The sequence below is a fragment of the Paenibacillus antibioticophila genome (assembly GCF_000455265.1).
GTDB classification, from domain to species: domain Bacteria; phylum Bacillota; class Bacilli; order Paenibacillales; family Paenibacillaceae; genus Fontibacillus; species Fontibacillus antibioticophila.
In genome coordinates, this window is the sequence record NZ_HG005139.1 from 329,366 (window position 1) to 354,590 (window position 25,225).

The following is a 25,225-nucleotide window of genomic DNA, read 5'->3' on the forward strand; positions in this document are numbered from 1 at the left end:
CGCCTTGTCTGATATACATGGTGCTCCATGAATAAATTGCTTGCATGATGGTTAATGCTGATTTAGAGGGAAAGGAGGACGGTTATGATCTGGCTGAGCCTATTGTTGGTTGCATTTATTTTTCAAATTGCTACGATTCTGGTCCTCGAGTTCCGAAACCCGGGCAGAGCGGTAGCCTGGATGCTGATTCTGTTTGCGGTGCCTTTCATTGGATTTGTCCTATACTACTTTGTGGCGCAAGACTACAAGAAGCGGAGAAAGCTTCGCAGAAGAGGAAGTCCGTTATTTCAGGAAATGAAGGCCAAGCTTTGGCAGCAGACAGAAATTATAGATTCCATCGAACAGATGAAAAACAAGGATTTTCAGGGACAGGAGCGGCTGTTCAGTCTGTTAACCGGGCTGTCGGAAAGCCCGATCACAGGCTGTAATGAGACTGAAATCTATAGCAGCGGAGAACCGGCGTTCCATGCCATGTTAGAGTCGATGTATCGTGCCAGGCACCATATACATATTGAGTTCTACATATTCAGGGATGACGGTATTGGACGGCAATTCAAGCAAGCCATGATGGAAAAGGCCTCCCAGGGCGTAAAGGTGCGCCTTATCTGTGACGGACTGGGAAGCTACCAGCTTCCGCAGGCATTCGTAAAAGAGCTTGAACAGGCCGGGGTCGAGGTGTACTTCTTCCTGCCTCCATTGATCGCCATGCTGGACCGGCGGGTGAACTATCGAAATCACCGGAAGATCCTTGTCGTAGATGGGCAGGTTGGCTTTGTCGGGGGATTGAATATAGGCGATGACTATCTGGGCCTGTATGAAAATATGGGGTATTGGCGAGATACGCATCTGAGGATTAGCGGTGATGCTGTTTATGACCTCCAGCGGACTTTTCTTGGGGATTGGCAGCTGGCCTCCGGCAGTCTGCTCTCAGAGCCCGGCCTTTTCCCGGAACATTGCTGCGAGGGAGAAGAGCATGTGCAGATTCTGACCAGTGGTCCTGACCAGCATTGGGATGCTATTCAGGAGATGTGCTTCGGGGCCATTGCCGTGGCTAAAAAAAGGGTGTGGATCACTTCGCCGTATTTCATACCTGACCCAAGTATTTATGCCGCCCTGAAAACTGCAGCAGTGGCCGGTGTAGAGGTTATCGTCCTGCTTCCCTATCATTCGGACAGCCGATTGGTGAAGCTGGCCTCCCTGTCTTATGTGGAGGAGCTGATGCAGGCAGGAGTCCGGTTTTATGAATATACCAAGGGCTTCGTACATGCCAAGGTATTAATTGTGGACGATCTTGTAGGCACGGTGGGAACGGCGAACATGGACATGAGAAGCTTCTTTTTTAATTTTGAAATGCTTGCTTTGCTGTTTGACCGCGAACCCATCAAACGGCTGGAGAAGGATTTCCTGCAGGATCTGAGCGACTCCCGGGAAATCCGGCAAGAGGAATTTATGGCGCGGCCGCGCAGGCAGAAGGGAGCAGAGCTTGTCGCCCGGTTGCTGTCACCGCTCTTATAGAAGCCACTTAGGGCTTGCCTCCGCTTCCTGCCCCTGTTCGCTGCAGATGGCTGATGATGACATCGACGGGCTGCGGCGGGATGGTGGAGAGCAGATCGCCGTAGCGGGCCAGTCTTTCCCCTATATTCAGCAGATGGTAATCGGCAGGCGAGGGATTCTGCCGGACCTCCTCCCAGAGAAGAGGCGTAGAGACACTGGCCGCCAATCGTGCTCTTGGGGTGTAGGGAGCAGCAAGCGTCTTGCCGGCGTAGTGCTGTAAGTAGTCAAAGTAGATTTTGTCTTCCCGGTCCTTCTTCATCCGTTCGATCGTAAACAAATCCGGTCGCTTCTCCGTCACAAAACGGGCGACAAAGTGGCCGATAAGCCGCAGCTCGTCAAAGGTAATCCCGTGGGAAATCGGGACGATAATCTGAATCCCGGTGGCTCCTGAAGTCTTGGGAACAGAAGCGATCCCCAGGGAATCCAGCACTTCTCCGACGAAGGCGGCGGCCTCCATGATTCGCGGCTCTTCCTCAAGCGAGGGATCCAGATCGATCATCCACTCGCAGGGCAGATTCTCTCCGATATAGTGCAGGGACGGATGGAACTCGATCGCAGCCAGATTGCCAAGCCAGAGCAGGGTCGGGAGATTGTTCAACACGATATAGCGAATTTCTTCATGATGAACGGTCCGGACATAATCCGGCAGCGGCTCGGGAGCATTTTTCTGATAAAAAAAGGTGCCGTGAATTCCGCCCGGATAGCGGATCGTCGTGAGCAGACGGTCTCTGCAATAAGGGAGCAGGTACGGCGAAAGCTCGGTCAGCTTCTGCAAATAGATAAGCTTGGTGATCCCGGCCTCCGGCCAGAGCAGCTTATCCGGATTGCTTACCTGGATCTCTTGTCCTTCGATAACAATGCTGCCTGTAATGCTTTTGGGCATATGTTCACCTCAATTTCTTAGAAGGTTATTCATTTAAGGAGGGCTATGCATGGATCTGCAGCCTGTGATTCCGTTTGAGCCGATACTGGTCAAGGAGCTTCCATCCCCCGGCGATCCCTGGATCGCGCAGGTGAAATGGGACGGCGTACGGATGCTCACCTACTACGACGGGCGGAGTCTGCGGCTTATCAATCGCCGAGGTAATGACCGGACCCTCCAATATCCGGAATTTGCCGGATTGAATGAGAGCTGCCGGGCAGGCTCCTTTATTTTGGATGGAGAAATGATCGCATTGACAGGCGGGAAGCCATCCTTTCACCAGATTATGGGCCGGGACAGTCTGCGGCGGCAGATGGAAATTGCGTTCGCTGTACGGCGAATTCCTGTCATTTACATGGTTTTTGATCTGCTCTACTGTGATGGCGAATGGGTAACCGGGCTTCCGCTCCGGCAACGGCAGGACAGATTACGTCAACTGATCATCCCCAATGAACACCTCCAGCTAGTCCCGAACGTGGAAGAGCCTGCAGCTCTGTACCGGGTCATGGAGGAGCGAGGCTGGGAAGGCATCGTCTGTAAAAATCTGGACAGCAGCTATGCCATTGGCGGCAAGGATGGCCGCTGGCAGAAGCTGAAGCTTAGTCATGATCTCCAAGCGGTCATCGGCGGGGTAACCTACCGGGACGGGCAGGTCAATGCCCTGCTGCTTGGACTCTATGACGAGGAGGGCAGACTGATCTATATCGGCCATGCCGGGAGCGCCCGCTGGCGTGCCGAGGATTGGAGCCGGATAACCAAGGAGGCTGTCCGGCTTACAGCTGCAGGGAGGCCCTTTCTGAATCCTCCGGCCCGTTTGAAGGATGCGGTATGGCTGCGGCCGGAGCTGACGGTCAAGGTATCCTTTATGGAATGGACCCTCGGAGGAACGATGCGCCACCCGGTCATTCAAGGCTGGAGTCCGCTTGAGCCAATGAGATGCCTGCTGTCCCAAAGCATGTAAAGCAGATTCTGCATCGATCAGGAGATGGTTTTTTGAGCTTTCTTCGTACTCTTGCGCTTGGGCTTAGGTTCACCTTCGGCTTCGGGTTCGGCTTTGGCCTTGGCGCCGCTCTTGGCGCCGCTCTTGGTTCGCTTGGCAGCGGCTGGTCCCGGATCGGCAGGGATAGGCTTCACGGCCTCAATGCTGGCCTGCAGAGCGGCCATCAGGTCGACGATATTATGCTCTTGCTTGGCTGGGGCAAGGCTGATCTCTTCTCCAGCTACCTTTTGCTCAATCAGCTTCAGCAAATTGGCACGGTAATCGTCGTTGTATTTCCCTGGCTCAAACGGCGTAGAGAGCTGCTCAATCAGCAGCTTCGCCATCGTAAGCTCCTTATCCTGAACCTGAATGTTCTCCGGTAAATTCGGAACCTGGGCGATCGGGCGAATCTCGTCCGGATAGAAGATCGTCTCCACCGCCAAACAGTCCTCGATTACACGGATGGCGGCAAGGCTGCTTTTAGAGCGGATCGCGACCTTGGCGACTCCAATCTTCCCGGTCTGCCGCATCGCTTCAAGCAGAAGGGAATACGCATTGGCTCCAGCCTGATCGGGTGACAAATAATAGGTTTTTTGAAAATAGACCGGATCGATCTCATGCAGGTCCACGAAATCGAGAATCGTAATGGTCTTCTCCGTTTGAGAAGATAGCTGTTCAAGCTCCTCTTTGGTAAACAGCACATACTTGCCCTTCTCGTACTCATATCCTCTGGATATTTCCTCCCAATTTACGTCAACCTCACAATTCGGGCATCTTCGGACATAAGAGATCGGACTGCCGCAAACCTGATGAATGTATTTCATGGAGATATCTTTGTCCTCTGTGGCAGAGAACATTTTAACGGGAACATGAACCAGACCGAAGCTGATCGCGCCTTTCCATACGGTGTGCATCGCAGGCTCCTTTCGTTTTGGCAGCAAAGGGAATGTTTCGGACAAGCTGCACTGCTATCCGCTGACCTTTGCTGTGATTTCCTGTCTTGTTGAACAACGTCTATAGTATGGGTGAAATTGCGTTTTCTATGAATCGATCCTCCAACGCTGGATGCAGGCGCCTTATTGCGGGGGGAAGGATGGACCGATATAATGAGGACAGACGTTTGTAGGTTCCGGCGGATGAACAGGAAGGATAATTTATCATGAGACTAGCTAAAAACAGGGCGGATGCAGATTATATTTTTGAAGCGGGCAGTCTGGAGGAGACGGAAATGCTGGCGGCTTATTTGGCGCGCCGATCGAAGGCAGGAACTGTGATTGCGCTGGACGGGGATCTCGGCGCAGGGAAGACAGCCTTCTCCCAATTGTTTGCAAAGCATCTTCAGGTGCGGGATACGGTGAACAGCCCGACGTTTACGCTGATTAAAGAATATGAAGGACGCCTTAAGCTGTATCATATGGATGTGTATCGCCTCTCCCTGGAGGAGGCTGATGAGTTGGGGCTGGACGAGTATTTTTATGGTGAGGGAGTCTCTCTGGTGGAGTGGGCCAGCATAATCGAAGAGATTCTTCCTCCAGAGCTGCTGGAAATTTATATCGAGACAGAATCCGCTGCTACCCGGAAATTTTATTTGATTGGCCATGGACAACCCTATGAGGCATGGGTTCATAGCCTGCGAGAGAATGGAGTCATGCTGCATGAATAAGATACATCAACCGGCTGCGGAGCCCGCTGGAGCCCGCCGCCTGCTCGCCTTTGACACCTCGACCTCCTCTTTGGCGGTTGCGGTGATGGAAGGGGGAAGCTTGCTGGCGGAGCATCATCTTCACGCCGAGCGCAATCACTCGGCGGTGCTGATCAGCGCGATCCAGGAGGCGCTGGACAAGGCCGGCATCCATAAATCGATGCTGGACGGCATTGCCGTCGGCCTCGGCCCCGGCTCCTATACAGGAGCACGGATTGCCGTTACGACGGCGAAGACGCTCGCCTGGGCGCTGAAATTGCCGGTCTACGGCATATCGAGCCTGGAGGCGCTGGCGCTGGGTGGCTGGGCGCGTGCCGCGGGCCAGACTGTGGCGGCGCTGGGCGCAAGCGCCGCAGGCTGCGGCGGGCGGTCTGCTGCGAATGCATCGCAGAACGCCGCCGAGGTGCTTGTCAGCGGGGACTGGATTGTCCCGCTGATGGATGCGCGGCGCGGCCAGGTATATACCGCGCTGTTCACGGCGAAGCCGGGCCGGATGCCGGAGCGTCTGGCATCCGACGGCATTCGCCTGATGGTGAGCTGGATGAGCGAGCTCGCCGGACGACTGGAGGCGGCCGCGCCGGAAGAGCGGCCCGCCCGAATCTGGATCGTGGGCGAGACGGAGGCGGGGAAGGCGCAGCACCACTCTGAGGCGGCCCGCGAGGTATTGGGTCCGCATGCAGGTGAAACGCTGCAGGTGTTCCCTTATGAGCTTGAAGGAGGCTGGGTCGGACTTGCGGGCTTGCGCCGCAGCCTCCTTGGAGATAGCGATCAGCTTCATACATTGGAGCCTAATTATACACAGCTTGCAGAGGCCGAAGCCAAGCGCCTTGGCAAGGGATAGGGGGACGTTGCAGATGGCGATCCATAACGAGAACGAGACAACACCTGCAGGTTCCGTGTCGATCCGTAAAATGACCCTGGAAGATATTCCGGACATTATGATTATTGAGCACGAGTCCTTCACGCTGCCTTGGAGCGAGGAAGCCTTTCGCAACGAGCTAACCATGAATCATTTCGCGAAATATTTGGTCATGGAGCTGGACGGAAAGCCCGTTGCTTATGCGGGAATGTGGACGATTGTGGATGAAGCGCACATTACTAACATTGCGGTTCGTACCGCCCATCGCGGACAGGGCTTGGGAGAAGCACTGCTGCTTCAACTGATCCAGCTGGCGATGGAGTACCGCATCGAACGCATGACGCTTGAAGTACGGGAATCCAATCTGGTCGCTCAAGCACTTTATCGCAAGCTTGGCTTTGAACCGGCGGGCATCCGTAAAGCCTATTATTCCGATAATCAAGAAGATGCCGTCATTATGTGGTGCGAGCTGCCGGAGCAACTGGTTTGGGAAGAGGAAGGAAGCGAAGAGATCGATGAATGAGCAACAACAGGAATGCTATATTTTAGCAGTGGAGACAAGCTGTGATGAGACTTCCGTTGCCGTGGTCAAGAACGGCACGGAGGTGCTGTCCAATTTGATCGCAAGCCAGATTGAGACCCACAAGGCATTCGGAGGCGTTGTTCCCGAGGTGGCTTCCCGCAAGCATGTCGAGAATATTACCATCATGCTGGAGGAAGCGATAGAACAGGCGGGAATCGCTCCCGAGAAGCTGTCTGCCATAACGGTGACAGAAGGGCCTGGTCTGGTTGGTGCGCTGCTTGTGGGGATTATGGCGGCGAAAAGCCTTGCTTTTGCCCTCGACAAGCCCTTAATCGGAACACATCATATTGCAGGACATATCTATGCCAACCGGCTGGTGGGAGAGATTCACTATCCTGCCCTCGCCCTTGTCGTCTCAGGCGGTCATACCGAGCTTGTGCTTATGGAGCAGGAAGGAAGCTTTAAATTGCTAGGCCGCACGCGGGACGATGCCGTCGGGGAAGCGTACGATAAGGTTGCTCGGGCACTCGGGTTTCCCTATCCCGGCGGGCCGCATGTAGACAAGCTGGCGATGGAATCCCGGACATGCGAGGGCATGCCTCGGGCTTGGCTTGAGCCGGATTCATATGATTTCAGCTTCAGCGGCCTGAAGTCGGCGGTGCTGAATGCAGTAAATCAGCATCGGATGAAAGGTGAGGAAGGCTATGAGGCAGGGATTGCCAGAGGCTTTCAGGAATCGGTCATTGAGGTTGTAGTTGAGAAGGCGGTTCGGGCCGTGAAAGCCTGCGGCGCCGTGCAGCTCCTGCTGTGCGGCGGTGTAGCGGCGAACAGAGGTCTTCGACAAGCATTGACCGAGCGCTGCGAGAAGGAGCAAATACCGCTTACGATCCCGCCGCATCGTTATTGCACAGATAATGCCGCCATGATCGGCGCTGCCGCCTATCTGAAGTACAAGCAAGGCTTGTATTCCGGTCTGGAGCTAAAGGCTGAGGCTTCCATGTCTCTGGAGGCATGGGCGGTAAGATGACCGGGGACAAGGACATCCGTTCTTTTCACCGGAGTTACCCCTGGTGAATCACGAAAATAAGTGCAAAAAAGCATTAAAATGAGCAGAGTCGGCTGCTGTCGAGCTAAATAAGTGACCTCTTGCAGTTAAATCTCTCTTTAAAAGCAAACAAACAAAAAAAGTCGGCGGAAAACACAAGGTTTTCCGCCCGACTTTTTTGACTTGCTATATAAGTTGAACTAAAGAACTGCACAGAAAAGGCATGAGTGTAAAGTGTTCTGTAGAAGCGATAGCGTTCGCCTTTGAGAGCGAATTTCTTCCTTTACATGGCCAATTCAATCCAAGAAATCCGCGAACAACAGCGATCGTAAGAATACTTTACACGTTGCCTCCTGTGTATAATCATTAGTTCAACTTATATAGACACCCTTTATTATGTTACCAGGACTTGAAGGTGACTTCTTCCTTTTGAGTATTTTGTCCTTTAGAGGCGGGCGGCGTACTCTGAGTTTCGGTTTTCAACTCCGATGCTGCTGCGGCTTCTTTCTTGGATGCCTCGTCTTGTACGGGGGCTCCGTTTCCGCCAGCCATACGGCTAGTTCCTTCAAAGATACTGCCTTCTTCAATCGAGATCGAAGCGGCGGACATATTTCCGAACAGCTTGCCCTTTGCCGTAATCGACAGCTTGCTCCGAGCCTGAATATTTCCATTCACTGTCCCGGCGATGATGACGTTCCTCGCAAAAATATTGGATTGAACGACCCCCTTTTCGCCAATGGTAACATCGCCCTCGCATTCAATGTCGCCGATGATTTGTCCTTCAACTCTTACGCCTGCCGCGGACTTGATCTTTCCTTCGAATACGCTTCCTTCGCCGATTAAAGTATCCGTAGTGTTAGGATCGACTTTAGCGGCTTTATTATTTTTAAACATCGTTATTCATCCTCTCCCGGAATGGTTAAATAGTTAATGGGATCAACAGGGGTTCCTTGCTTAATGACTTCAAAATGAAGGTGCGGGCCAGTGCTCCGTCCGGTGGAGCCGAGCAGTGCTATGATATCCCCCTGCTTGACGGTATCCCCTTTGCTGACGCTGATCTCCTTCAAATGCATATAATTCGTCTTCACTCCGGAAGGATGAGAGATGGTAATATAATTGCCTCTGGCGGAGCTATAGCCTGTATCCGTGACGGTTCCATGCGCAGCGGCATAGATCGGATCTCCGGATGGGCCGCCTATGTCGATTCCGTTGTGGGACGTCAGGGTGCCATTGAAGGGATCTCTCCGCGTGCCGAAGGTAGAGGTAATACGGACAGATTCTGTCGGCCAATACGTAGGCAGAATCGTCATCATTTCTTTGTATTTCTTTAAATTAGTCTTGGTTTGCTCCATGCGGCTCTGCAGCTCGGGCATTTCCTCGAGCGAGGAACTGATGCTCAGCTTCGTCTCCTCAATGAGCATGCTGACCTCTTCATCTGACAGCGGGATCGCTTCCCCGCCTACTCCGCCTTCTATATCTGCATGCTCCATCGTCTTATCGGAGTCGGTAAGAATATTGCCGGTGCCGGATGATTTGCGGCCGCCGCTGGTAATGGCCTTCATATCGGCTTCGAGCTGCTCAAGCTCCGCCATCTTCGATTCAATTGTCTTTGACTTCTCGGATAAGTCCATTAGTTCAGTCAGCAGTTCGTCGATTGCTTGCTCTTTATTGGCGACCGTGCTCTCCAGCCGATTGGTCGAGGTTGATAATTCGGCCTTCAAGCTTACAATTCGGCCCGTGTGCTGACGGTTCATGATCATCAGCATCATTAGCATACCAAGCATGACAAGCAAAATGGCCGCTAAAGTGATCATGGAAAAAGAGCGCATGTTGAATCGGAATACCGGGCTGGTTCCTTCGGGTACGATGAGCACGGTATACTTCTTGTTCTTAGGTCTTAACTTGAGCTTCATTTGATCCTCCTGAAATCCTAAAATCCTCCAAAAACTTCTCCAGTCAATAGTCCAAAGGTATTTATTCGGCAAAACCATCCAAATCCCTCCTGAAATCAAAAAAAATGTACTCAAAATCACATAATCCAGAAGGAATCTGTCGCATTGTAGCGAAATCAGTTGTATCGTGTCTTCCTTGGCTAGATTTGGATATGGATATTTTTAGATTGAAGAGGAGGTAATTATGATTAAAATAGCCGGTATTGATGTGGGGAATGATAGCGTCAAGGTCGTCGTGGACGGCTCGTCCCGTCCGATATTAATCCCTAGCATTGTTTCCCCGGGATATGAAAGACATATTTTGCAAGAAGAGGATTCTCCTTTGAAGGCGCTGGATGTACAGATTCGCAGTCCTAAGCTGAAGAGAAGCAATCAGCGGTATTTTGTTGGACTGCTGGCTATGGAGGATCAGGATAATTCCGAGCTGGAGGAAACGGATAACAAGGCGACCAGTGATCAGGCTCTGGTGGTTGCACTTACAGCTCTTGCTTATGCAGCCCTGGCAGACCAGACCTACCCGGCTGCAGGAAGCCTGGAGGAAGTCGAGTATATTATCGGCACAGGTCTTCCGGTACGTTCGTTTGTAGCCTTTCACAGTGCTTTTGAAGAGCGCCTGACCGGTGAACACGAAGTGGCGTTCTTATCTACACCGGGTCTTCGCGGACGTACAGTTCGGATTACCATCCGACGTGTGGTGGTATCCGTCGAAGGGGCCGCTGCCCTGTATCATCTGGCGACAAATGATCAATTGCAGGTGAACAATGATGAGATACATAACGGCTGCATCGGAATTTGTGAGATCGGTGCGCTAACCACTGATTTTCCGGTGGTAAAGCGAATGAATATTGACAACCAATTCAGTACTGGCGAACAGTTTGGACTTGCCGCCTACCTGGATTCGATCATTCGGGATGTCGAGGATCAATTTGGCTATCGTTTTCCGAGCCGGGCTAAGCTCATCGGCAGAATCCGCAACCGGGAGTTTGCGATTCAGCGGGTAGGTGAAGGTAAAGCCGATATCCGGCCGATTGTAGATATGTATTTTAGCCGTGCAGCCCAAAAGCTGGTTGACCTGATCCGTAAACGGTGGAAGAAATATCCGGATATCGAGTGCTTCTACGTTCTTGGAGGCGGCGCTTCCGCCTTGCGTTCCTATATTATTGATGCAGCAGGCAGCATGAGGCTGAGATTCGAGGAAGACAGCGAAATGTTGAATGTTCATGGATATTTGAAGCTTGCCAAAAGTAAGTCAGGCTATTCTCAAAGCGGGGCGCCTGCCAATTAATCATCAAAAAAGAAGAGAAGTTTGTACTAAAGGAGACGGGCTGAATTTCGGGCTCGTCTTCTTATTATTGAACACGGACTATGCAGCGAAAGGTTATAATAAATACCAGACAGGGAGTGATTGGTATGCAAGAGATACAAGGTCAATTATTTACTCAATCAACAATATTGCAGGATTTAAAAGAGCTGGGAATCGAGTCAGGCATGACATTGATGGTTCATTCCTCCTTCAAGTCGTTAGGCTCATGGGTAGCTGGCGGGCCGGTGGCTGTAATCCTTGCGCTGGAGGAAGCGCTTGGGGAGACAGGCACCCTTGTCATGCCGACGCACTCCAATGACCTTAGTGATCCGGAGGGCTGGAGCAACCCGCCCGTACCTTCGGAGTGGTGGGAGGAGATTCGCGAGCACATGCCTCCTTATGATCCTCACTTGACACCGCTTTGGTTCATGGGGATTATTCCTGAACTGTTTCGCAAACAGGAGGGGACGATGCGAAGCGGTCATCCCCATCATTCATTTGCGGCAAGAGGACCAAAGGCAGCCAGCCTTATTAGCGGCCATGCTCTTGCCTTCGGCTTGGGGGAGGATTCTCCGCTGGCCAGACTCTATGATGCAGAGGGCTGGATTTTGCTGCTTGGTGTCGGTCATGGGAATAATACCTCGATTCATTTGGCAGAGTACCGGGCTGAGTTTTCGGGAAAAAAGCAAATCCCTAATAAAGCACCCTTGCTTGTAGATGGGGTTAAGCAGTGGGTGGAGTTCCCTGATCTGGAGCTGAATTCGGATGATTTTGTAGTGATTGGAGAAGCATTTGAGACCGAGACAAAGCAGGTCAGACGAGGGAAGGTCGCGGGTGCTGAAGCAATTCTTGTTCCGCAGCGGGCATTGGTCGATTATGCAGTAGGCTGGATGGAGCGGAACCGGTAACTATGCCCCAATGTATTTGTCAAGATGTGGACAAAGTTATCCACATACGTGTATGATTTTTATGAAAAACAGATGAAAGCTTGTCTGTCAGTGAGGGAAGCACTTTCTCGAAAAACACCTCATTTTTTTCAGAAAACTGTGGATAATGTGCATAAGTCGGTGGATAAGCCATGAAAATCAGTTCATTTCCGGTTAAAACACGGAAAAAAGCGACCTTGCGAGGTCGCTTTTGTTGTGAATAAACTACTGCATAACTGTAGATAAGTCTTTTTTGTCAGCTTCATGTTTTTTTCTGCGGGCTGACCATAGCCGAAGCCCGGTGAGCAATGCAGCAACCAAGCAGATCACTGCTGAGGTCGTGTAAGCAGCCTTCATGCCGAAGAGGAAAATGTCGGGACGACCAGGGATCAGATCGGTGACTCGGTAACCAGCTTTTGTACTCATTGTGTGGAACAGGACAGTGGTGGCCACGGTAATTCCGGTGACCATGCCGACATTGCGGACGAGCGAATTTACGCTTCCTGCCACACCGAGTTGGGATCTTGGAGCCTGCGACATGATCAGCGAGTTATTGCCCGGCTGGAAGATCCCGTTGCCAAGACCGAGCATGGCGATGAGCAGAACGACGATTGAGAGCGGACTTCCATCATGAAGGGATGCCAGGCCGATGTGGGTGGCGAACATCAGCAGGAGTCCGACGAAGGTCAACAGCTCGGAGCCGATCTTATCGGAAAGCGCCCCGCTTAACGGAGATACGATAACCATGATGACCGGGAAGACCATCAGGACAAGTCCGGCATGAAAAGGCGACAGATTCAGGATGCTTTGCAGATAAAACGGCGACAGGATGTTATATGCGAAATTTGCCGTAAAGGTAAGAAAGCCGCACAGGATGCTCAAGGAGAATAATGGATTTTTGAATAGACTCAATTGCAGCAAAGGCTCTGCTTTTCGTGCTTCGACACTTAAAAAGGCTGCCAGCACAAAGACGGATGCAATAAAGGATGCGATGATCCACGGGTTGTTATATCCGGTCTGCTGACCGAGCAGCAACCCTGAAAATAAGGCAAGAATGAACAGCGTGAACAGGATGCTTCCCGAGGCATCAATCTTGACCTTAAGCAGGCTGACATCCTTAGGAAGAAGGCGCCAGGCAATGATCACGGCCGCAAGACCGATCGGAACATTCACCCTAAATATATACTGCCAGCCTAGTCCGGATACGATAACGCCGCCAAGGCTTGGCCCCGCTATACTTCCAAGAGATACAAAGGTTCCTATCAGCCCGAGAGCCTTGCCTCGCTCATTTTTGGGAAATATCTCGGTTACAATCCCCTGGTTGTTCGCCATTGTCATTGCAGCGCCGAGTGCTTGCACAGCTCGGGAAAGGATAAGGGTGATCAGCGTGTTGCTAAGTCCGCATAGCAGCGAGCCGATGAGGAAAAGAAGCATTCCCCATTTGAACACTTTGATTTTGCCAAAAATATCGCCGAGCTTGCCGAAAAATAAAATTGCCGCACAGATCACCATTAAATAGCTCGTGACGACCCACTCCGCTTGAGCGACGGGTAGTTCGAGGGTCTGCGAAATTGAAGGCAATGCAATGTTGACAATACTTCCGTCTAATGTCGCCATAAAGGTAAATAAGTTAAGAATGATGAGAAGCGTCCAGCGTCTCTTTTGAATGGACGGGTCATCCGCAAAGGAACGTGGAGCAGTTAGGGTGTCTTGGGATTGCATGCTATGTAGCACCTCTCTCTAGTCGTATGAAGAATTAGTTGCACACGCAACTATATGATGCTCACCTATTGTACTTCTAATTAGTTGCACGTGCAACTAATTTAAGGTACTATTTTTTACATGAGCCAGGGAAAGGGAGTACCTTCGATATGAATTCCATCGGCAAACTAATTTCTTATAGTAATCGGATCTATCAGAAGCATTTATCCAAACGATTAAAGCAGATAAATTTTGGAAGCGGGGCCCATCAGAGTTACCTGATTCTGGTTCTGAAACAGCCTGGGCTTACCCAGGAGCAGCTTACGAGTGAAGTGAAATTCGACAAGGCGACGACAGCGCGGTCCATAAAGCAATTGGAGGAGGCTGGATATGTCGAGCGCAGGGTGGACGAGAAGGACAGACGCTCCTATCGTCTCTATCCCACAGCGAAGGCAAGGGAAATCGAACCCGAGATGTATAAGGTATTGGCAGACTTGAATGAGCATCTGACGCGTCATTTGACACCGGAAGAGCGGGAACAGCTGTCTGCGCTGCTGGAGAAGCTGTATGAAGGAATTAAGGAAGAAAGCGATTGAATATAGCAATAGGGTGTCCCAAAAGAAAACTTTGGAACACCCACATCAACAAAATAGGGTAGTATTAATAAAAGCCAAGGAGCTAAGCGGCCTATCTTCGCTTAACTCCTTGGCTTTTGGCGTGCACCGCTGCTTTTATGAGTAGATAATGGGCAAGAGAAAGCCACTCGACCTCAAGGCTCACTTTGGATCAGCCTCGAAGCAGGAACCTTTTAAAGCCTCGGTTATTCTTCATATCGCCAAACACAGGCTCCGGCTCGATCATGCGCCTTACTGAGGGCATAACAATCTTCGCCGCCATAGCCCGCATCGGCGATAATGGTGACCGGGAGTTGTCCTAACTGTGATTTTAATTGTTCAAGATGCGGGATGAGGCAGCGCGTGTCGGTCGGTCGCTGGTGCAGACTGTAGCCGATAATGGATTGATTCTCGGTGCCGATCTGGACAGTATACAGTATAGTCTTGCTTTAGCTGGCCGTTTCGCATGTGGTCTTCTTTCATTAGCATAAAGGCAGCGTCATGATCCGTTTTGCTATAGCTGTTTCTCTTCCCTAAAATCGCTGTCGGATATTTTAAACTCGCTAACGGACATTTTAGACTCTTAGCAGGCTTGTTCTCATGATTCGAAGGGTTAACGGACATTTTGGGCGCTTAGGACGCTCAAACGACTCTGGTTCACTCGATTCTACTCTCTTAGCAGCCAAAATGTCCGTTACAATTCTGGCTCATCCAAAAGCGGACCGTAAGGAGAACTAATGTCCGTTGATATGAACGAAACCTGTCAAGCGCCTCTGTGGCTCTCTCGTTTTTGACGCGCTTAAATAAGAGCCTGTCAAGCGCCTGTCTTGACAGGTGGCTCTTTCCAGCGATACTTTTTGAATGTCCCTGGCCAAGGCCAGGGGCTGCCATACGGCGAGTAACGGGTGCAGGGAGTGCACTTCCTGCGTTTCCCCTTGTAGGGGACGGAAGGGGTAGATCATGCTTTAGCTCGGCGGCGAAAACAATTCGCTGGTTGGCAATCTGATATTCGTGGATTCACACACATTCTACATACGTCTGAAGAAGCTGGCCGCTAACTAGAAACGTGCGTGGAAGCCGAAGCTTTGCACAAACGGACATCGCGGGTCTCTTCTTCACCTTGCCTGATTTTGCCGCCGAGGTAAATCACGATCTACTCCCAGCCTCACCTCCTTGCTTCATCCATCTCACTTTGAACAACCCTCTGTCCGTCAAACGGTTCCCTCATTACGAAGCCTTGGCTTTAGTCATTTCCACTTCTTTCGCAATCGCCCACACAAACCCGGCAAGTTCCCTGGCAATGGCCACCGCGATGGCCCCCTTGTGTTTTCCCATGCGTAACAAGCTCTTGTACTTTTGATGCAAACGATGCTGGGCCTCCCAAGCGATTCGCTGTACTTCAGGCGGTAGACCCAAAATACGCTGTCTCATCTTCTTTTTCACGGCGGGACTGTATCGATAGCTCCAAGCGGCTTCCACTAACACTCTTCGGAGATGGGCATTCCCCGCTTTGGTGATCTTCCCTTGCCGGCGGCTGTCTCCCGTCGAATTTTCACTAGGAACCAGTCCGCAATAGCTCATAAAAGCCGAGGCCAACGGAAATCGCGCGGCTTCGATCATTTCTGAGGCAAGGGTGGTCGCGGTAAGCACGGCCACGCCTCGTAACGCTTGCAGAGCCTGAATGAGCGGAGCTTGCGCACAGCTTTCGGCTTGTCGTTCGATCTCCTGCTCGTACCGGCGAATGCGTTCTTTCGTTTCCCAGATCGATTGGCGATACTCTTGAAACGTTACCTGCTGACAGTGATCTGCAAATTTTAAGCTGTCCAACCACGCTTCATACGCATGCGTCCATGGGGTGGATCCCTTGGGGGAAGCCAGTTGATTACGTAGTAGAAACTTCCCTAACCGTTGCTTTTGCCGGGCCAGATCTTCTTTGGCATCTTCCCGAGCTCGAACTAAATCCCGCAATGCTTCATCCGCCGGTGTCGGAATGTAAACCGACGTCAGTTCCCCTGCACGAAACAACTGAGCGAGCCGAAGGGCATCTCGTTTATCCGTTTTGACCCGATCTCCCGCACGCTTGGGAATGAGGGACGGGGCCACGATGGTACAAGAAATATTCATTTCTAGCAGCCAGCGATAGAGCACATATCCCGTAGGTCCGGCTTCATAACAAACCTCCAAGGTGATGTCTTCGGATTTACTCAACTGTTGCATCAGTTTGCCCACCGCTTCTTTCGTATGGGTAATGGTTCCCCAATACCGTGCTTCTCCTCGGCCCTCATCGGCAATGGCCACCGCGATTTTGGATTTGGACACGTCTAAACCTACATACTTTGTGGTAATACTCATTCTTAGACCGACTCCTTTTTGTTTTATAGCTCTGATTGTGGAAAGTCCAATGGGTTGAGCTTACTTCTCATTATTTCCACAATTAACCTACGTAGTAGCAATTAGGATGTCGGTTTCGTTCATTATAACTAGACCAAGTACCAAGTACTTCCTTCCCTTAGATCAAATGTACCGCATGGCTTATATTGGGAAACAGAGTTGATCCCTGCTGTATCGAATGTACAAGGAAACCGTCTCTTTTTGGTTTAAGGTTGGGGGTGCCTCCATTTTCCATAGAGCGGTTTCTTTTGTTTGAACAAATGAATGAGGGTGCCCCTCAGTTCATCTTATGATCCCTTTTGGGACACCCTTTTTTCTAGTCCAGGTGTAGCTATTCCTCCTCGGCAGCTAAAGCTTCCCACTCTTCATAAGCTTCAGCCAATGCTGTCTTCTGCTGGTCAATGATATTCTGGCGTTTTTGTACAGCCTCATAATCTTGATAGACTTCAGGCAGCGCCAACTCGGCCTCCAACTCAGCAATTTGGGTTTCTATCGCCGAGATGGTCTCCTCCAGCTGTTCCATTCGCCGCTTACGGGCACGCTCCTGTCGTTTCATTTGTTTGTCAGCCTCGTAGGAAGTAGCGCCTGACTTACCGTTCCACGCGGCCTCGTTCTCTTTGGCGGGAACAGGGGCTTTGTTTTTTGTCGATTCTGTATTTGCCAATTCAGCGGCCAATTCCTCAAGCTCCTGCTTTTTGGCAAGATAATCGTCATAATTACCCAGGAAATGCTCGGCGCCCTGCGGGTGAAGCTCAATGATGCGTTCGGCCATTTTATTCAGAAAGTAACGATCATGAGAGATGAACAGCAGAGTTCCGTCATATTCGAGCAGCGCCGACTCTAGCACTTCTTTGCTGAATAGATCCAAATGGTTCGTCGGTTCGTCAAGAATCAACACATTGGCCCGTTGAAGCATCAGCTTGGCCAAAGCGACACGCGCCTTCTCTCCGCCGCTTAATGAAGAGACCTTCTTCAGTACATCCTCGCCGCTGAACAGGAAATTGCCAAGCACGCTGCGGATTCGAGCCTCTTCCATATAAGGGTAAGTGCCCCAAACCTCTTCCAGCACCGTGTTTTGCGGGTTCAGATGACTCTGTTCCTGATCATAGAAGCCGATTTTGACCTTAGCCCCCCAGGAAATACTGCCTGACGAGGGGGCAAGATCAGCGGTCAGCATCTTTAATAATGTCGATTTTCCGATTCCGTTCGGTCCAATAAGCGCAACAGTTTCGCCGCGACGAAGATAGAAGCTTACATTTCGAAAAAGAGGCTTGCTTACACGATCGAATGCAAAGGATAATTGATCGACCTGGAGCACATCCTTGCCGCTCATGATCTCTGCCTCAAAGGAGAAATTGGCCTTTTTGAGATCGCCCAACGGCCGATCCATCACATCCATTTTCTCCAGCGCCTTCCGGCGGCTCTGCGCGCGCTTCGTAGTGGAGGCACGTACAATATTGCGGCGAATGAAGTCCTCCATCCGGGCAATCTCATCCTGCTGCTTTTCATAAAGCTTCATTTGGCTCTCGTATTCTGCGGCTTTAATCTCAATATAACGGCTGTAATTCCCGGTATACCGGTGAGACTGATGCCGTTCGATTTCCACAATACAGGTAACAAGACGGTCGAGAAAATACCGGTCATGGGATACAACCAGCAAAGCGCCTGAGTAATTGCGGAGATAATCCTCCAGCCAGGTCAAAGTCTGGATATCCAGATGGTTCGTCGGTTCATCCAGCATAAGCAGGTCTGGAGCCTGAAGCAAAATCCGTGCCAATGCCAAGCGGGTCTTCTGACCGCCGCTGAGGGTGGAGACGATCGTAGACGGGTCAAAAGAACCGAAGCCCATACCGTGCAGCACGCTTTTAATCCGGGTCTCGATTTCATAGCCGCCATGATCCTTGAACCAATCGGATTTAACGGCATATTTGGTCAACAAATCCTGATAGGTCTTGTCTTCGTGATTCAGGGATGGATCGGCAATCTCAGCCTCCATCCTTCTTAGATCCTGCTCGGCTTCCGTCAGCTCGGAAAATACGGCCAGCATTTCCTCCCAAATGGATCGATCCGATTGAAGGCCGCTGTTCTGGGCAAGATAGCCCACCTGGGTTTCTTTCGCCTTGAATATTTGTCCGCCGTCCGGCGAGATTTCATTCGCTAAAATTTGCAGCAGGGTAGACTTCCCCGCTCCGTTCACACCAACAAGACCAATCCGGTCCCGCTCCAGAACTTGCAGATTAACGCCTCCAAGGATGGTGGTTACACCATATAGCTTGGTAATTTCAGTAGCTTGAAGCAGCATATTGCTTGACATCCTCCCAAATGAACTTGCACTCTATGCCTAGTGTACATGAAAAAACGATGAAATGCATCGCCATTCCCGCTAAATGAGCTTGTTTCTGTAATAGTGAAAGTTTTCATTTTACCCTAAGAATGATACACTAAGAGGTAGAATCAAAAGAGATTGGTGGCCCCAAAAAAAGGAGTCTGTCATGGATAGGGTACAGGACAAGCAGGCACTTAGAGATAAAATGAAGCAAATTCGTTCACAGGTTCCCGCGGCTTCAAGAGAACTGCAGTCCAAGGCGGCCAGCCTGCTGGCCGAGTCGGAATGGCTTGCCCCGCTCCGGAAGGCGAGAGGTAGAGAACTGAATGTCTGCTGCTATCTGTCCTTTGGAGATGAACCGGATACGGGATACCTGCTTCAAAGCTGCAAGGCTCAAGGGGATCGCTTGATCGTGCCTCGTCTTGTTGGACGGACCATGAAGCTGCACCTGCTGGAGCAGCACCAGGAGCTGGTGCCGGGACTTTGGGGGATTCCAGAGCCGCCGGGAGATGCGGAGGAATGGGGCAGTGAACGGTACGGGGGGATCGATGCGGTCATCATTCCCGGACTGGCGTTTGATCGTTGGGGCGGAAGGATCGGCTTCGGAGCAGGGTATTATGACCGGCTTATCGCACAGATTAGAGCTCAAGAGGCATTCCGCGTACGGGATCATGAAAGCAGCAATTTCCCTGCAGAGCTAGGAGCCATTGCGCTGCGAGAACAGATTCTTGAAGAACGGGTGCCTATGGAGCCTCATGACTTTAGAGTGAACAGAATTTTTACTCCTGATGGGATTATGGAGATCAATGATGCGTAAGTAAGACCGAAGTGTATATGAATTACTGCGTTTTTAAGCTGCAGACGAACATAGATAGCTTTGCTATAGAACAGGAGGGTGACTCATGGTTTGGAAGACAGCGATCCTAACGGCAAGTGACAAAGGAGCCAGAGGCGAGCGTGAGGACACGAGTGCCCAGGTAATCCGCGAGCTGGTGGAGGAAGAGTTGGGCGGTGAGATTGTAGAATACCGGATTGTTCCCGATGATCCGGATGAGATCATTGCGGCATTGATTGAGATGACGGATTACTTTCAAGCGGATCTGGTATTGACTACGGGAGGAACGGAATTGGCGATCCGGGATGTGACTCCTGAAGCAACGCGGAGAGTTATCGAGCGGGAAGTACCCGGAATGGCTGAGGCAATGAGACACGCTGCTATGCAGAAGAATCGGGGAGCCATGCTGTTTCGCGGAATCGTCGGCATTCGCGGCCGCACCCTGATCGTGAACTTGCCAGGGACACCGAAGGGGGTTCACGAGAACCTTGCTGCCATCATGGATCAGCTTCCGGAAGCTTTGCTCATGGTGACGGGGCAGTTCAGATTATAATCCCTATTTTTCTGACATAAAGTTGTCACACCGATGGACTAATTCTGTGATATAGGTTATGTTATTACTATATTGATGAAAGGGTTTTCGGAGGGGGAGAATAATCATGTCAGGCGGACTCCTACTTATTATCATAGCGGCACTGCTGCTCTTTGGACCGAATAAGTTACCGGAACTGGGGCGGGCTGTCGGTCGTACATACCGAGAATTTAAAGAGGCTACCCGTGATATTGCGGAGGATTCACCTGTCGCCAAGCCAGAAGCGGAATCAGTCTCAACAGAAGCTCAGAGCGAGAAGCGGGATACGAGGCGCTTACCTGAATAGCCAGTCTATATTGTATTTGAGTGTCCCTTCCTGTTACAGGGAGGGACATTTCCATGATATTGCTTGTTGCGGAGACAATTCCTGCTGAGTAAGGGAGGTAGTTGGATGAGTGAGGACAAAGCGCGTGAGCAGCAGACGGTGGTAGATCATCTGACTGAGCTCCGGCGCAGGCTGGTTTATGTGTTAATGGTGTTTGTCCTGGTACTTGTGGGAGCTTTTTTTATCGTTGATCCGATCTATCATTACATGACCATAAATGTGCTGTCCGGAGTCATTATTGAGTTAAATGCCTTTTCGTTCTGGGATGGCGTTGGCGTCTATATGAAGATCTCCATGCTGGTTGCGTTGGCCGTAACTCTTCCGTTTACCTTGTACCAAATCTGGGCCTTTGTCAGTCCGGGTCTGAAGCCTAGGGAACGTAAGGCTACATTGCGCTATATTCCTTTTGTCTTCATCTTGTTTATTCTGGGCCTAGCCTTTGGATATTTTGTTGTCTTCCCCTTGGCCATGACCTTTACCGGAACAGTAAACAAGGAGTTGGGCCTTGTCGAAACTTACGGGATGGCAGATTATTTTACATTTCTAATGAATATTGTTCTTCCGATCTCTCTATTGTTTGAACTGCCGTTAATTATTTTATTTCTTACGCAGCTTCGGCTGTTGAATCCGACACGTCTGAAAAAGATGCGGAGAGTTGCTTATTTCATTCTCGTGGTGATCTCGGTGATGATTACGCCGGCCGATTTTTTCTCTGCGTTTTTGGTCCTGATCCCGCTGATCATTCTGTATGAATTCAGTGTGGTTTTATCCGGCAGAGTGTATAAGCGGCAGCAGGCAAAGGATGCGGAGAGAAACGAAAAGGCTGCTTCCTCCAATTGATGAATGCGCGCTGATTAGGGCACCCGGAATAAAGGGGTGCTTTTTCTATAGTCGCTTCACTTATTGGAATAGTTTTCTAGTCCAAGGGATAGAATGGTGAAGGGCTGTCCGAGGCTAAGCAAAAATTGCAGCTAAATTGAAGAAGGGACTTGAAATTCGTTTCTAAGTTGAGTATCATAATTATTGGTTATTAGCACTTGATGTTGTTGAGTGCTAATACATAGTTTAATTTAATTCACTCTACACAACATATTTAAAGGAGGCTATTTTTCATGATCAAACCTTTAGGTGAACGCGTATTGGTAGAACCAATCCAACAAGAGGAAACTACTGCTTTCGGGATTGTGCTTCCGGATACAGCGAAGGAGAAGCCACAAGAAGGTAAAGTCGTTGCAGTAGGCAGCGGTGCGCTGAAGGACGGTGCTCGAATTCCACTAGAAGTGAAGGAAGGCGACCGTGTCTTGTTCTCCAAGTATGCCGGTACGGAAGTAAAGTATGAAGGCAAAGAATATTTGATTATGAAAGAAAGCGACATTCACGCCATTATCGGCTAAGCAAGCAAAGTGGCATAGAGAATTAGCAGCTCATCATCATATTCCAGGGAGGTAATTATTCAATGGCTAAGGAAATTAAATTCAGTGAAGACGCCCGCCGCGCAATGCTTCGCGGGGTAGATACATTGGCAGATGCAGTTAAAGTTACGCTTGGACCTAAAGGACGCAACGTCGTTCTGGAGAAGAAATTCGGCAGCCCGCTCATTACTAATGACGGTGTGACGATTGCGAAGGAAATCGAATTGGAAGATGCTTTCGAAAACATGGGCGCTCAGCTCGTTAAAGAAGTAGCAACCAAGACGAATGACGTAGCCGGTGACGGTACAACAACTGCTACGGTACTTGCTCAAGCCCTCATCCGTGAAGGTTTGAAGAACGTAACTGCAGGTGCAAGCCCGATCGGATTGCGTAAAGGGATCGACAAGGCGGTTCGTACTGCCGTTGAGGAATTGAAGAAAATTTCCAAGACGATCGAAGGCAAACAATCGATCGCTCAAGTTGCTGCGATCTCTGCCGCCGACGAAGAAGTGGGCGAACTGATTGCTGAAGCGATGGAAAAAGTGGGCAAAGACGGCGTTATTACCGTTGAAGAATCCCGCGGCTTCGCTACAGAGCTTGAAGTGGTTGAAGGGATGCAATTCGACCGCGGCTATGTATCTCCATACATGATTACCGATACGGATAAGATGGAAGCCGTACTCGATAACCCGTATATCTTGATTACAGACAAGAAAATCAGCAGCACACAAGAAATCTTGCCGCTGTTGGAAAAAATCGTACAACAATCCAGACCACTGTTGATTATTGCCGAGGATCTGGAAGGCGAAGCGCAAGCGATGCTCATCGTGAACAAACTGCGCGGAACCTTCAATGCGGTAGCAGTCAAAGCGCCTGGCTTCGGCGACCGTCGTGAGGCAATGCTGCAAGATATCGCAGCTCTGACTGGCGGACAGGTGATTACCGAGAAGCTTGGCCTTGATCTGAAGAGCACCGTTGTAGAACAATTGGGTAATGCTCGTCAAGTTATCGTGACTAAGGAAAATACCACAATCGTTGACGGAAGCGGCGACAAGAGCGATATCCAAGCTCGTGTGAACCAAATCCGTGCTCAACTGGAAGAGACCACTTCCGAGTTCGACAAGGAGAAGCTGCAAGAGCGTCTGGCGAAGCTGGCTGGCGGAGTAGCCGTTATCAAAGTCGGCGCGGCAACCGAGACCGAACTGAAGGAGCGCAAGCTGCGCATTGAGGATGCTCTGAATGCAACTCGCGCTGCAGTAGAAGAAGGTATCGTATCCGGCGGCGGCGTAGCCCTCGTGAACGTATACGGCGCAGTCTCTGCTCTTGAGCTTAGCGGCGACGAGAAGACAGGCGCTAACATCGTGCTTCGCGCTCTGGAAGAGCCTGTTCGCACAATTGCAGCGAACTCTGGTGAAGAAGGCTCCGTTATTGTGGACCGCCTGAAGAAAGAAGAAGTAGGCATCGGCTACAACGCAGCTACCGGCGAATGGGTGAACATGTTTGACGCAGGGATCGTTGACCCTGCCAAGGTTACCCGCTCCGCGCTGCAATACGCAGCTTCCGTGGCAGGTCTGTTCCTGACAACTGAAGCCGTTATTGCCGACAAGCCTGAACCGGAAAAAGCCAGCGCTCCTGACATGAGCGGAATGGGCGGCATGATGTAATAAAGGTCTGCAAAGCCGTGTGTGGTAAGGGTTTCTCCTCGGAGAAACCTGGATTGCCCACATTGTGTAAAATAAAGACACCTTAGTGTGATGGAAATCACTCTAAGGTGTCTTCTATTTTTAACTAAGGAGATGATGATTTGAGTTTAACAAGACGGTTGAATTCAAATGAGATAGATGGTATAGCCACTTTTTATCATTTTGATAATCATACTAAAATTGTACTAACAAATAATATAGCTACATAACAGGAAGCCTATATTTTCAACAAAGTCATCCCATACTCATTCGTAACAAAGTTCATGTCTGAATCCCGGGAAACCAGTACCAAATTAGCTGTAAAGGCAGTTGCAATAATGAGTGCATCAGGAGTTTTTATTTTCCGACCCTTGCTTCTCTGTTCGCTTTGCATGGAAGCTGCTTTTCTTGAGACAGCGGAATCGACGTGTATCATATGCCTATGGGAGAATAGTCTTTCTGCGATTAAGAACTGATTGTGTTTGACACCGCTCAGTACTTCACATTCCGTAATCGTCGAAAAGAATATCCGTCGTTGTTCTTCTTGGGCTTGTCGTACTAATTTTACAGCGGCATGATCGTTGTCCAGAATGGCGATGACGATGTTGGAATCGAATAAATATCCGGAGTGGTTGCGGGTCACTTTCCCCAGCCCTCCCGTGACTCCTGAATGTGGTTTAATAATTCTTGCGCTTCCCCGGGCTTCAGAATTCCAGCCACACTTAAAATGTCATCTACTGAGTAATCATCATAGTCCTCGATGGTTTCTGCTTCAAGGTCTATGACAAGCTTCTTGGTGGAAATATTGTTTTCAGATAAAAACTCCCTTAAGTCTTTTGCTATATGAGGATGGAGTTTGCGTACCATTGACATGGAGAACCACTCCTTTATCAAAATATGTTGCTAAATTGTTTCGTTCTCGCGATCTTCTTCGATCTTTACTTATAAACAATTATACCCGATAATGTAATGAATGGATACGGCCGCGGCGCACAGAACGAGCTGTTATCGTGTGCCTTTCTTGTACTATTGGGATTAATGTTAGTGCCCACAACTTGCCCACATTTTGCCCACGAACTCTAAGCATGCATCGTATTCAAACGGAGTTATCGAACCAAATTTTCTAGAAAACCGGACAAATAGTCCGCCAAAATACTCAAAAAACCCATGAAATCGCATTTGTCTCATGGGCGGCATGATGTAATAAAGGGTACAAAAACCCTGTAATAGCGCATGAAGAGAGGGTGTTCCAAAGTTTTCTTTTGGGACACCCTCTTCAATTATTACGATATTGAGGTATGCCATACGTTGTGTTACGATAATAATAGAAATAAGGAGCTGGTCGCCACCAGCTCCCTGCACAACACTTGGGTGGAATACCTCCAAGAATGAGCTTGAAAATAACCCGTTCCCCTGGCGCTAACCTGGGCGGGTTATTTTCGTTTATTCAGATAAGTGAGGAGTGCAAGGACAAACATTCCGAGCATCATGACTTCTGAAAACGAAAATAGGATAAGCATCACCTCCGTCCGGAGGCAATACTTCCCACCCAAGTTCAGTTGTACAAGCCAAATTATACCAC

Annotated in this window: 24 protein-coding genes and 1 pseudogene; 15 read left to right on the forward strand and 10 right to left on the reverse strand. The window is 50.2% G+C overall.

What is annotated here, in order from left to right:
• Positions 1-84 precede the first annotated feature (84 nt).
• A complete protein-coding gene (gene cls / locus TX85_RS01395) occupies positions 85-1,515 on the forward strand; it encodes a cardiolipin synthase (protein WP_044477352.1) in 1,431 nt (476 codons plus the stop codon).
• A gap of 7 nt (positions 1,516-1,522) precedes the next feature.
• On the opposite strand, the gene ligD is transcribed toward cls, so the two are convergent.
• Positions 1,523-2,437: a non-homologous end-joining DNA ligase gene (gene ligD / locus TX85_RS01400; RefSeq protein ID WP_044477353.1), complete on the reverse strand. Its 915-nt coding sequence runs from the start codon at positions 2,435-2,437 to the stop codon at positions 1,523-1,525.
• A gap of 49 nt (positions 2,438-2,486) precedes the next feature.
• Between ligD and TX85_RS01405 the strand changes: the two genes are divergently transcribed.
• Positions 2,487-3,437 (forward strand): ATP-dependent DNA ligase, encoded by a 951-nt coding sequence (locus TX85_RS01405; protein WP_044477354.1) that lies wholly within the window; start codon positions 2,487-2,489, stop codon positions 3,435-3,437.
• A 17-nt stretch (positions 3,438-3,454) separates the two neighbouring features.
• Here TX85_RS01405 and ku read toward each other — a convergent pair whose 3' ends face one another.
• On the reverse strand, positions 3,455-4,369 hold the full coding sequence (ku, locus tag TX85_RS01410) for a non-homologous end joining protein Ku (protein ID WP_044477355.1): 915 nt from the start codon (positions 4,367-4,369) through the stop codon (positions 3,455-3,457).
• Positions 4,370-4,614: 245 nt separating this feature from the next.
• Here ku and tsaE point away from each other — a divergent pair, with 245 nt between their 5' ends.
• From tsaE to tsaD, 4 genes are read left to right on the forward strand one after another with little or no spacing between them, the layout of a single operon-like run.
• Complete coding sequence (gene tsaE, locus TX85_RS01415; protein ID WP_044477356.1) at positions 4,615-5,118, forward strand: tRNA (adenosine(37)-N6)-threonylcarbamoyltransferase complex ATPase subunit type 1 TsaE; 504 nt, start codon at positions 4,615-4,617, stop codon at positions 5,116-5,118.
• On the forward strand, positions 5,111-5,998 hold the full coding sequence (tsaB, locus tag TX85_RS01420; RefSeq protein ID WP_044477357.1) for a tRNA (adenosine(37)-N6)-threonylcarbamoyltransferase complex dimerization subunit type 1 TsaB: 888 nt from the start codon (positions 5,111-5,113) through the stop codon (positions 5,996-5,998). Before tsaE ends, tsaB begins: the two co-directional genes overlap by 8 nt.
• A 13-nt stretch (positions 5,999-6,011) precedes the next feature.
• Positions 6,012-6,539 (forward strand): ribosomal protein S18-alanine N-acetyltransferase, encoded by a 528-nt coding sequence (gene rimI / locus TX85_RS01425; RefSeq protein WP_044477358.1) that lies wholly within the window; start codon positions 6,012-6,014, stop codon positions 6,537-6,539.
• Entirely contained in the window at positions 6,532-7,566 is a 1,035-nt protein-coding gene (gene tsaD / locus TX85_RS01430) for a tRNA (adenosine(37)-N6)-threonylcarbamoyltransferase complex transferase subunit TsaD (protein WP_044477359.1), read from the forward strand. Before rimI ends, tsaD begins: the two co-directional genes overlap by 8 nt.
• Positions 7,567-7,983: 417 nt before the next feature.
• Here tsaD and TX85_RS01435 read toward each other — a convergent pair whose 3' ends face one another.
• Positions 7,984-8,478 (reverse strand): bactofilin family protein, encoded by a 495-nt coding sequence (locus TX85_RS01435; RefSeq protein WP_044477360.1) that lies wholly within the window; start codon positions 8,476-8,478, stop codon positions 7,984-7,986.
• Positions 8,479-8,480: 2 nt separating this feature from the next.
• Complete coding sequence (locus TX85_RS28030) at positions 8,481-9,497, reverse strand: peptidoglycan DD-metalloendopeptidase family protein (protein ID WP_044479723.1); 1,017 nt, start codon at positions 9,495-9,497, stop codon at positions 8,481-8,483.
• A 223-nt stretch (positions 9,498-9,720) separates the two neighbouring features.
• Between TX85_RS28030 and TX85_RS01445 the strand changes: the two genes are divergently transcribed.
• Complete coding sequence (locus tag TX85_RS01445) at positions 9,721-10,821, forward strand: ParM/StbA family protein (RefSeq protein ID WP_044477361.1); 1,101 nt, start codon at positions 9,721-9,723, stop codon at positions 10,819-10,821.
• Positions 10,822-10,946: 125 nt separating this feature from the next.
• The gene (locus TX85_RS01450; protein ID WP_044477362.1) at positions 10,947-11,747 is read left to right on the forward strand and encodes an aminoglycoside N(3)-acetyltransferase; all 801 of its coding nucleotides are present in this window, start codon (positions 10,947-10,949) and stop codon (positions 11,745-11,747) included.
• A gap of 243 nt (positions 11,748-11,990) precedes the next feature.
• On the opposite strand, the gene TX85_RS01455 is transcribed toward TX85_RS01450, so the two are convergent.
• Positions 11,991-13,487 (reverse strand): MFS transporter, encoded by a 1,497-nt coding sequence (locus tag TX85_RS01455; protein ID WP_044477364.1) that lies wholly within the window; start codon positions 13,485-13,487, stop codon positions 11,991-11,993.
• A gap of 149 nt (positions 13,488-13,636) precedes the next feature.
• Here TX85_RS01455 and TX85_RS01460 point away from each other — a divergent pair, with 149 nt between their 5' ends.
• Positions 13,637-14,062, forward strand: a complete 426-nt coding sequence (locus TX85_RS01460; RefSeq protein WP_044477365.1) for a MarR family winged helix-turn-helix transcriptional regulator — start codon at positions 13,637-13,639, stop codon at positions 14,060-14,062.
• A gap of 91 nt (positions 14,063-14,153) precedes the next feature.
• On the opposite strand, the pseudogene TX85_RS28285 reads toward TX85_RS01460, so the two are convergent.
• The 3 genes and pseudogenes from TX85_RS28285 to TX85_RS01470 all read right to left on the reverse strand — a co-directional run.
• Positions 14,154-14,623: pseudogene (locus TX85_RS28285) on the reverse strand (transposase); the annotation flags it as partial.
• Positions 14,624-15,307: 684 nt separating this feature from the next.
• A complete protein-coding gene (locus TX85_RS01465; RefSeq protein ID WP_044477366.1) occupies positions 15,308-16,432 on the reverse strand; it encodes an IS110 family RNA-guided transposase in 1,125 nt (374 codons plus the stop codon).
• Positions 16,433-16,802: 370 nt separating this feature from the next.
• Entirely contained in the window at positions 16,803-18,773 is a 1,971-nt protein-coding gene (locus TX85_RS01470) for an ABC-F family ATP-binding cassette domain-containing protein (RefSeq protein ID WP_044477367.1), read from the reverse strand.
• Positions 18,774-18,963: 190 nt separating this feature from the next.
• Between TX85_RS01470 and TX85_RS01475 the strand changes: the two genes are divergently transcribed.
• The 6 genes from TX85_RS01475 to groL all read left to right on the forward strand — a co-directional run bounded on the left by TX85_RS01475 (position 18,964) and on the right by groL (position 23,625).
• Positions 18,964-19,614 (forward strand): 5-formyltetrahydrofolate cyclo-ligase, encoded by a 651-nt coding sequence (locus TX85_RS01475; protein WP_044477369.1) that lies wholly within the window; start codon positions 18,964-18,966, stop codon positions 19,612-19,614.
• Between the two features lie 85 nt (positions 19,615-19,699).
• Positions 19,700-20,185 (forward strand): MogA/MoaB family molybdenum cofactor biosynthesis protein, encoded by a 486-nt coding sequence (locus tag TX85_RS01480; RefSeq protein ID WP_044477370.1) that lies wholly within the window; start codon positions 19,700-19,702, stop codon positions 20,183-20,185.
• A 106-nt stretch (positions 20,186-20,291) separates the two neighbouring features.
• Entirely contained in the window at positions 20,292-20,510 is a 219-nt protein-coding gene (tatA, locus tag TX85_RS01485) for a twin-arginine translocase TatA/TatE family subunit (protein ID WP_044477371.1), read from the forward strand.
• Positions 20,511-20,615: 105 nt separating this feature from the next.
• Entirely contained in the window at positions 20,616-21,389 is a 774-nt protein-coding gene (gene tatC, locus TX85_RS01490) for a twin-arginine translocase subunit TatC (protein ID WP_044477372.1), read from the forward strand.
• 272 nt (positions 21,390-21,661) lie between these two features.
• Complete coding sequence (gene groES / locus TX85_RS01495) at positions 21,662-21,943, forward strand: co-chaperone GroES (protein WP_044477373.1); 282 nt, start codon at positions 21,662-21,664, stop codon at positions 21,941-21,943.
• A 62-nt stretch (positions 21,944-22,005) separates the two neighbouring features.
• Positions 22,006-23,625 carry a chaperonin GroEL gene (groL, locus tag TX85_RS01500; protein WP_044477374.1) on the forward strand — a complete coding sequence of 540 codons (1,620 nt, stop codon included), beginning with the start codon at positions 22,006-22,008 and terminating at the stop codon, positions 23,623-23,625.
• A gap of 256 nt (positions 23,626-23,881) precedes the next feature.
• Here the strand turns inward: groL and TX85_RS01505 are convergent, their stop codons facing one another.
• A complete protein-coding gene (locus TX85_RS01505; RefSeq protein ID WP_044477375.1) occupies positions 23,882-24,286 on the reverse strand; it encodes a type II toxin-antitoxin system VapC family toxin in 405 nt (134 codons plus the stop codon).
• Positions 24,283-24,516: a hypothetical protein gene (locus tag TX85_RS01510; RefSeq protein ID WP_044477376.1), complete on the reverse strand. Its 234-nt coding sequence runs from the start codon at positions 24,514-24,516 to the stop codon at positions 24,283-24,285. Before TX85_RS01510 ends, TX85_RS01505 begins: the two co-directional genes overlap by 4 nt.
• Positions 24,517-25,225: the final 709 nt, after the last annotated feature.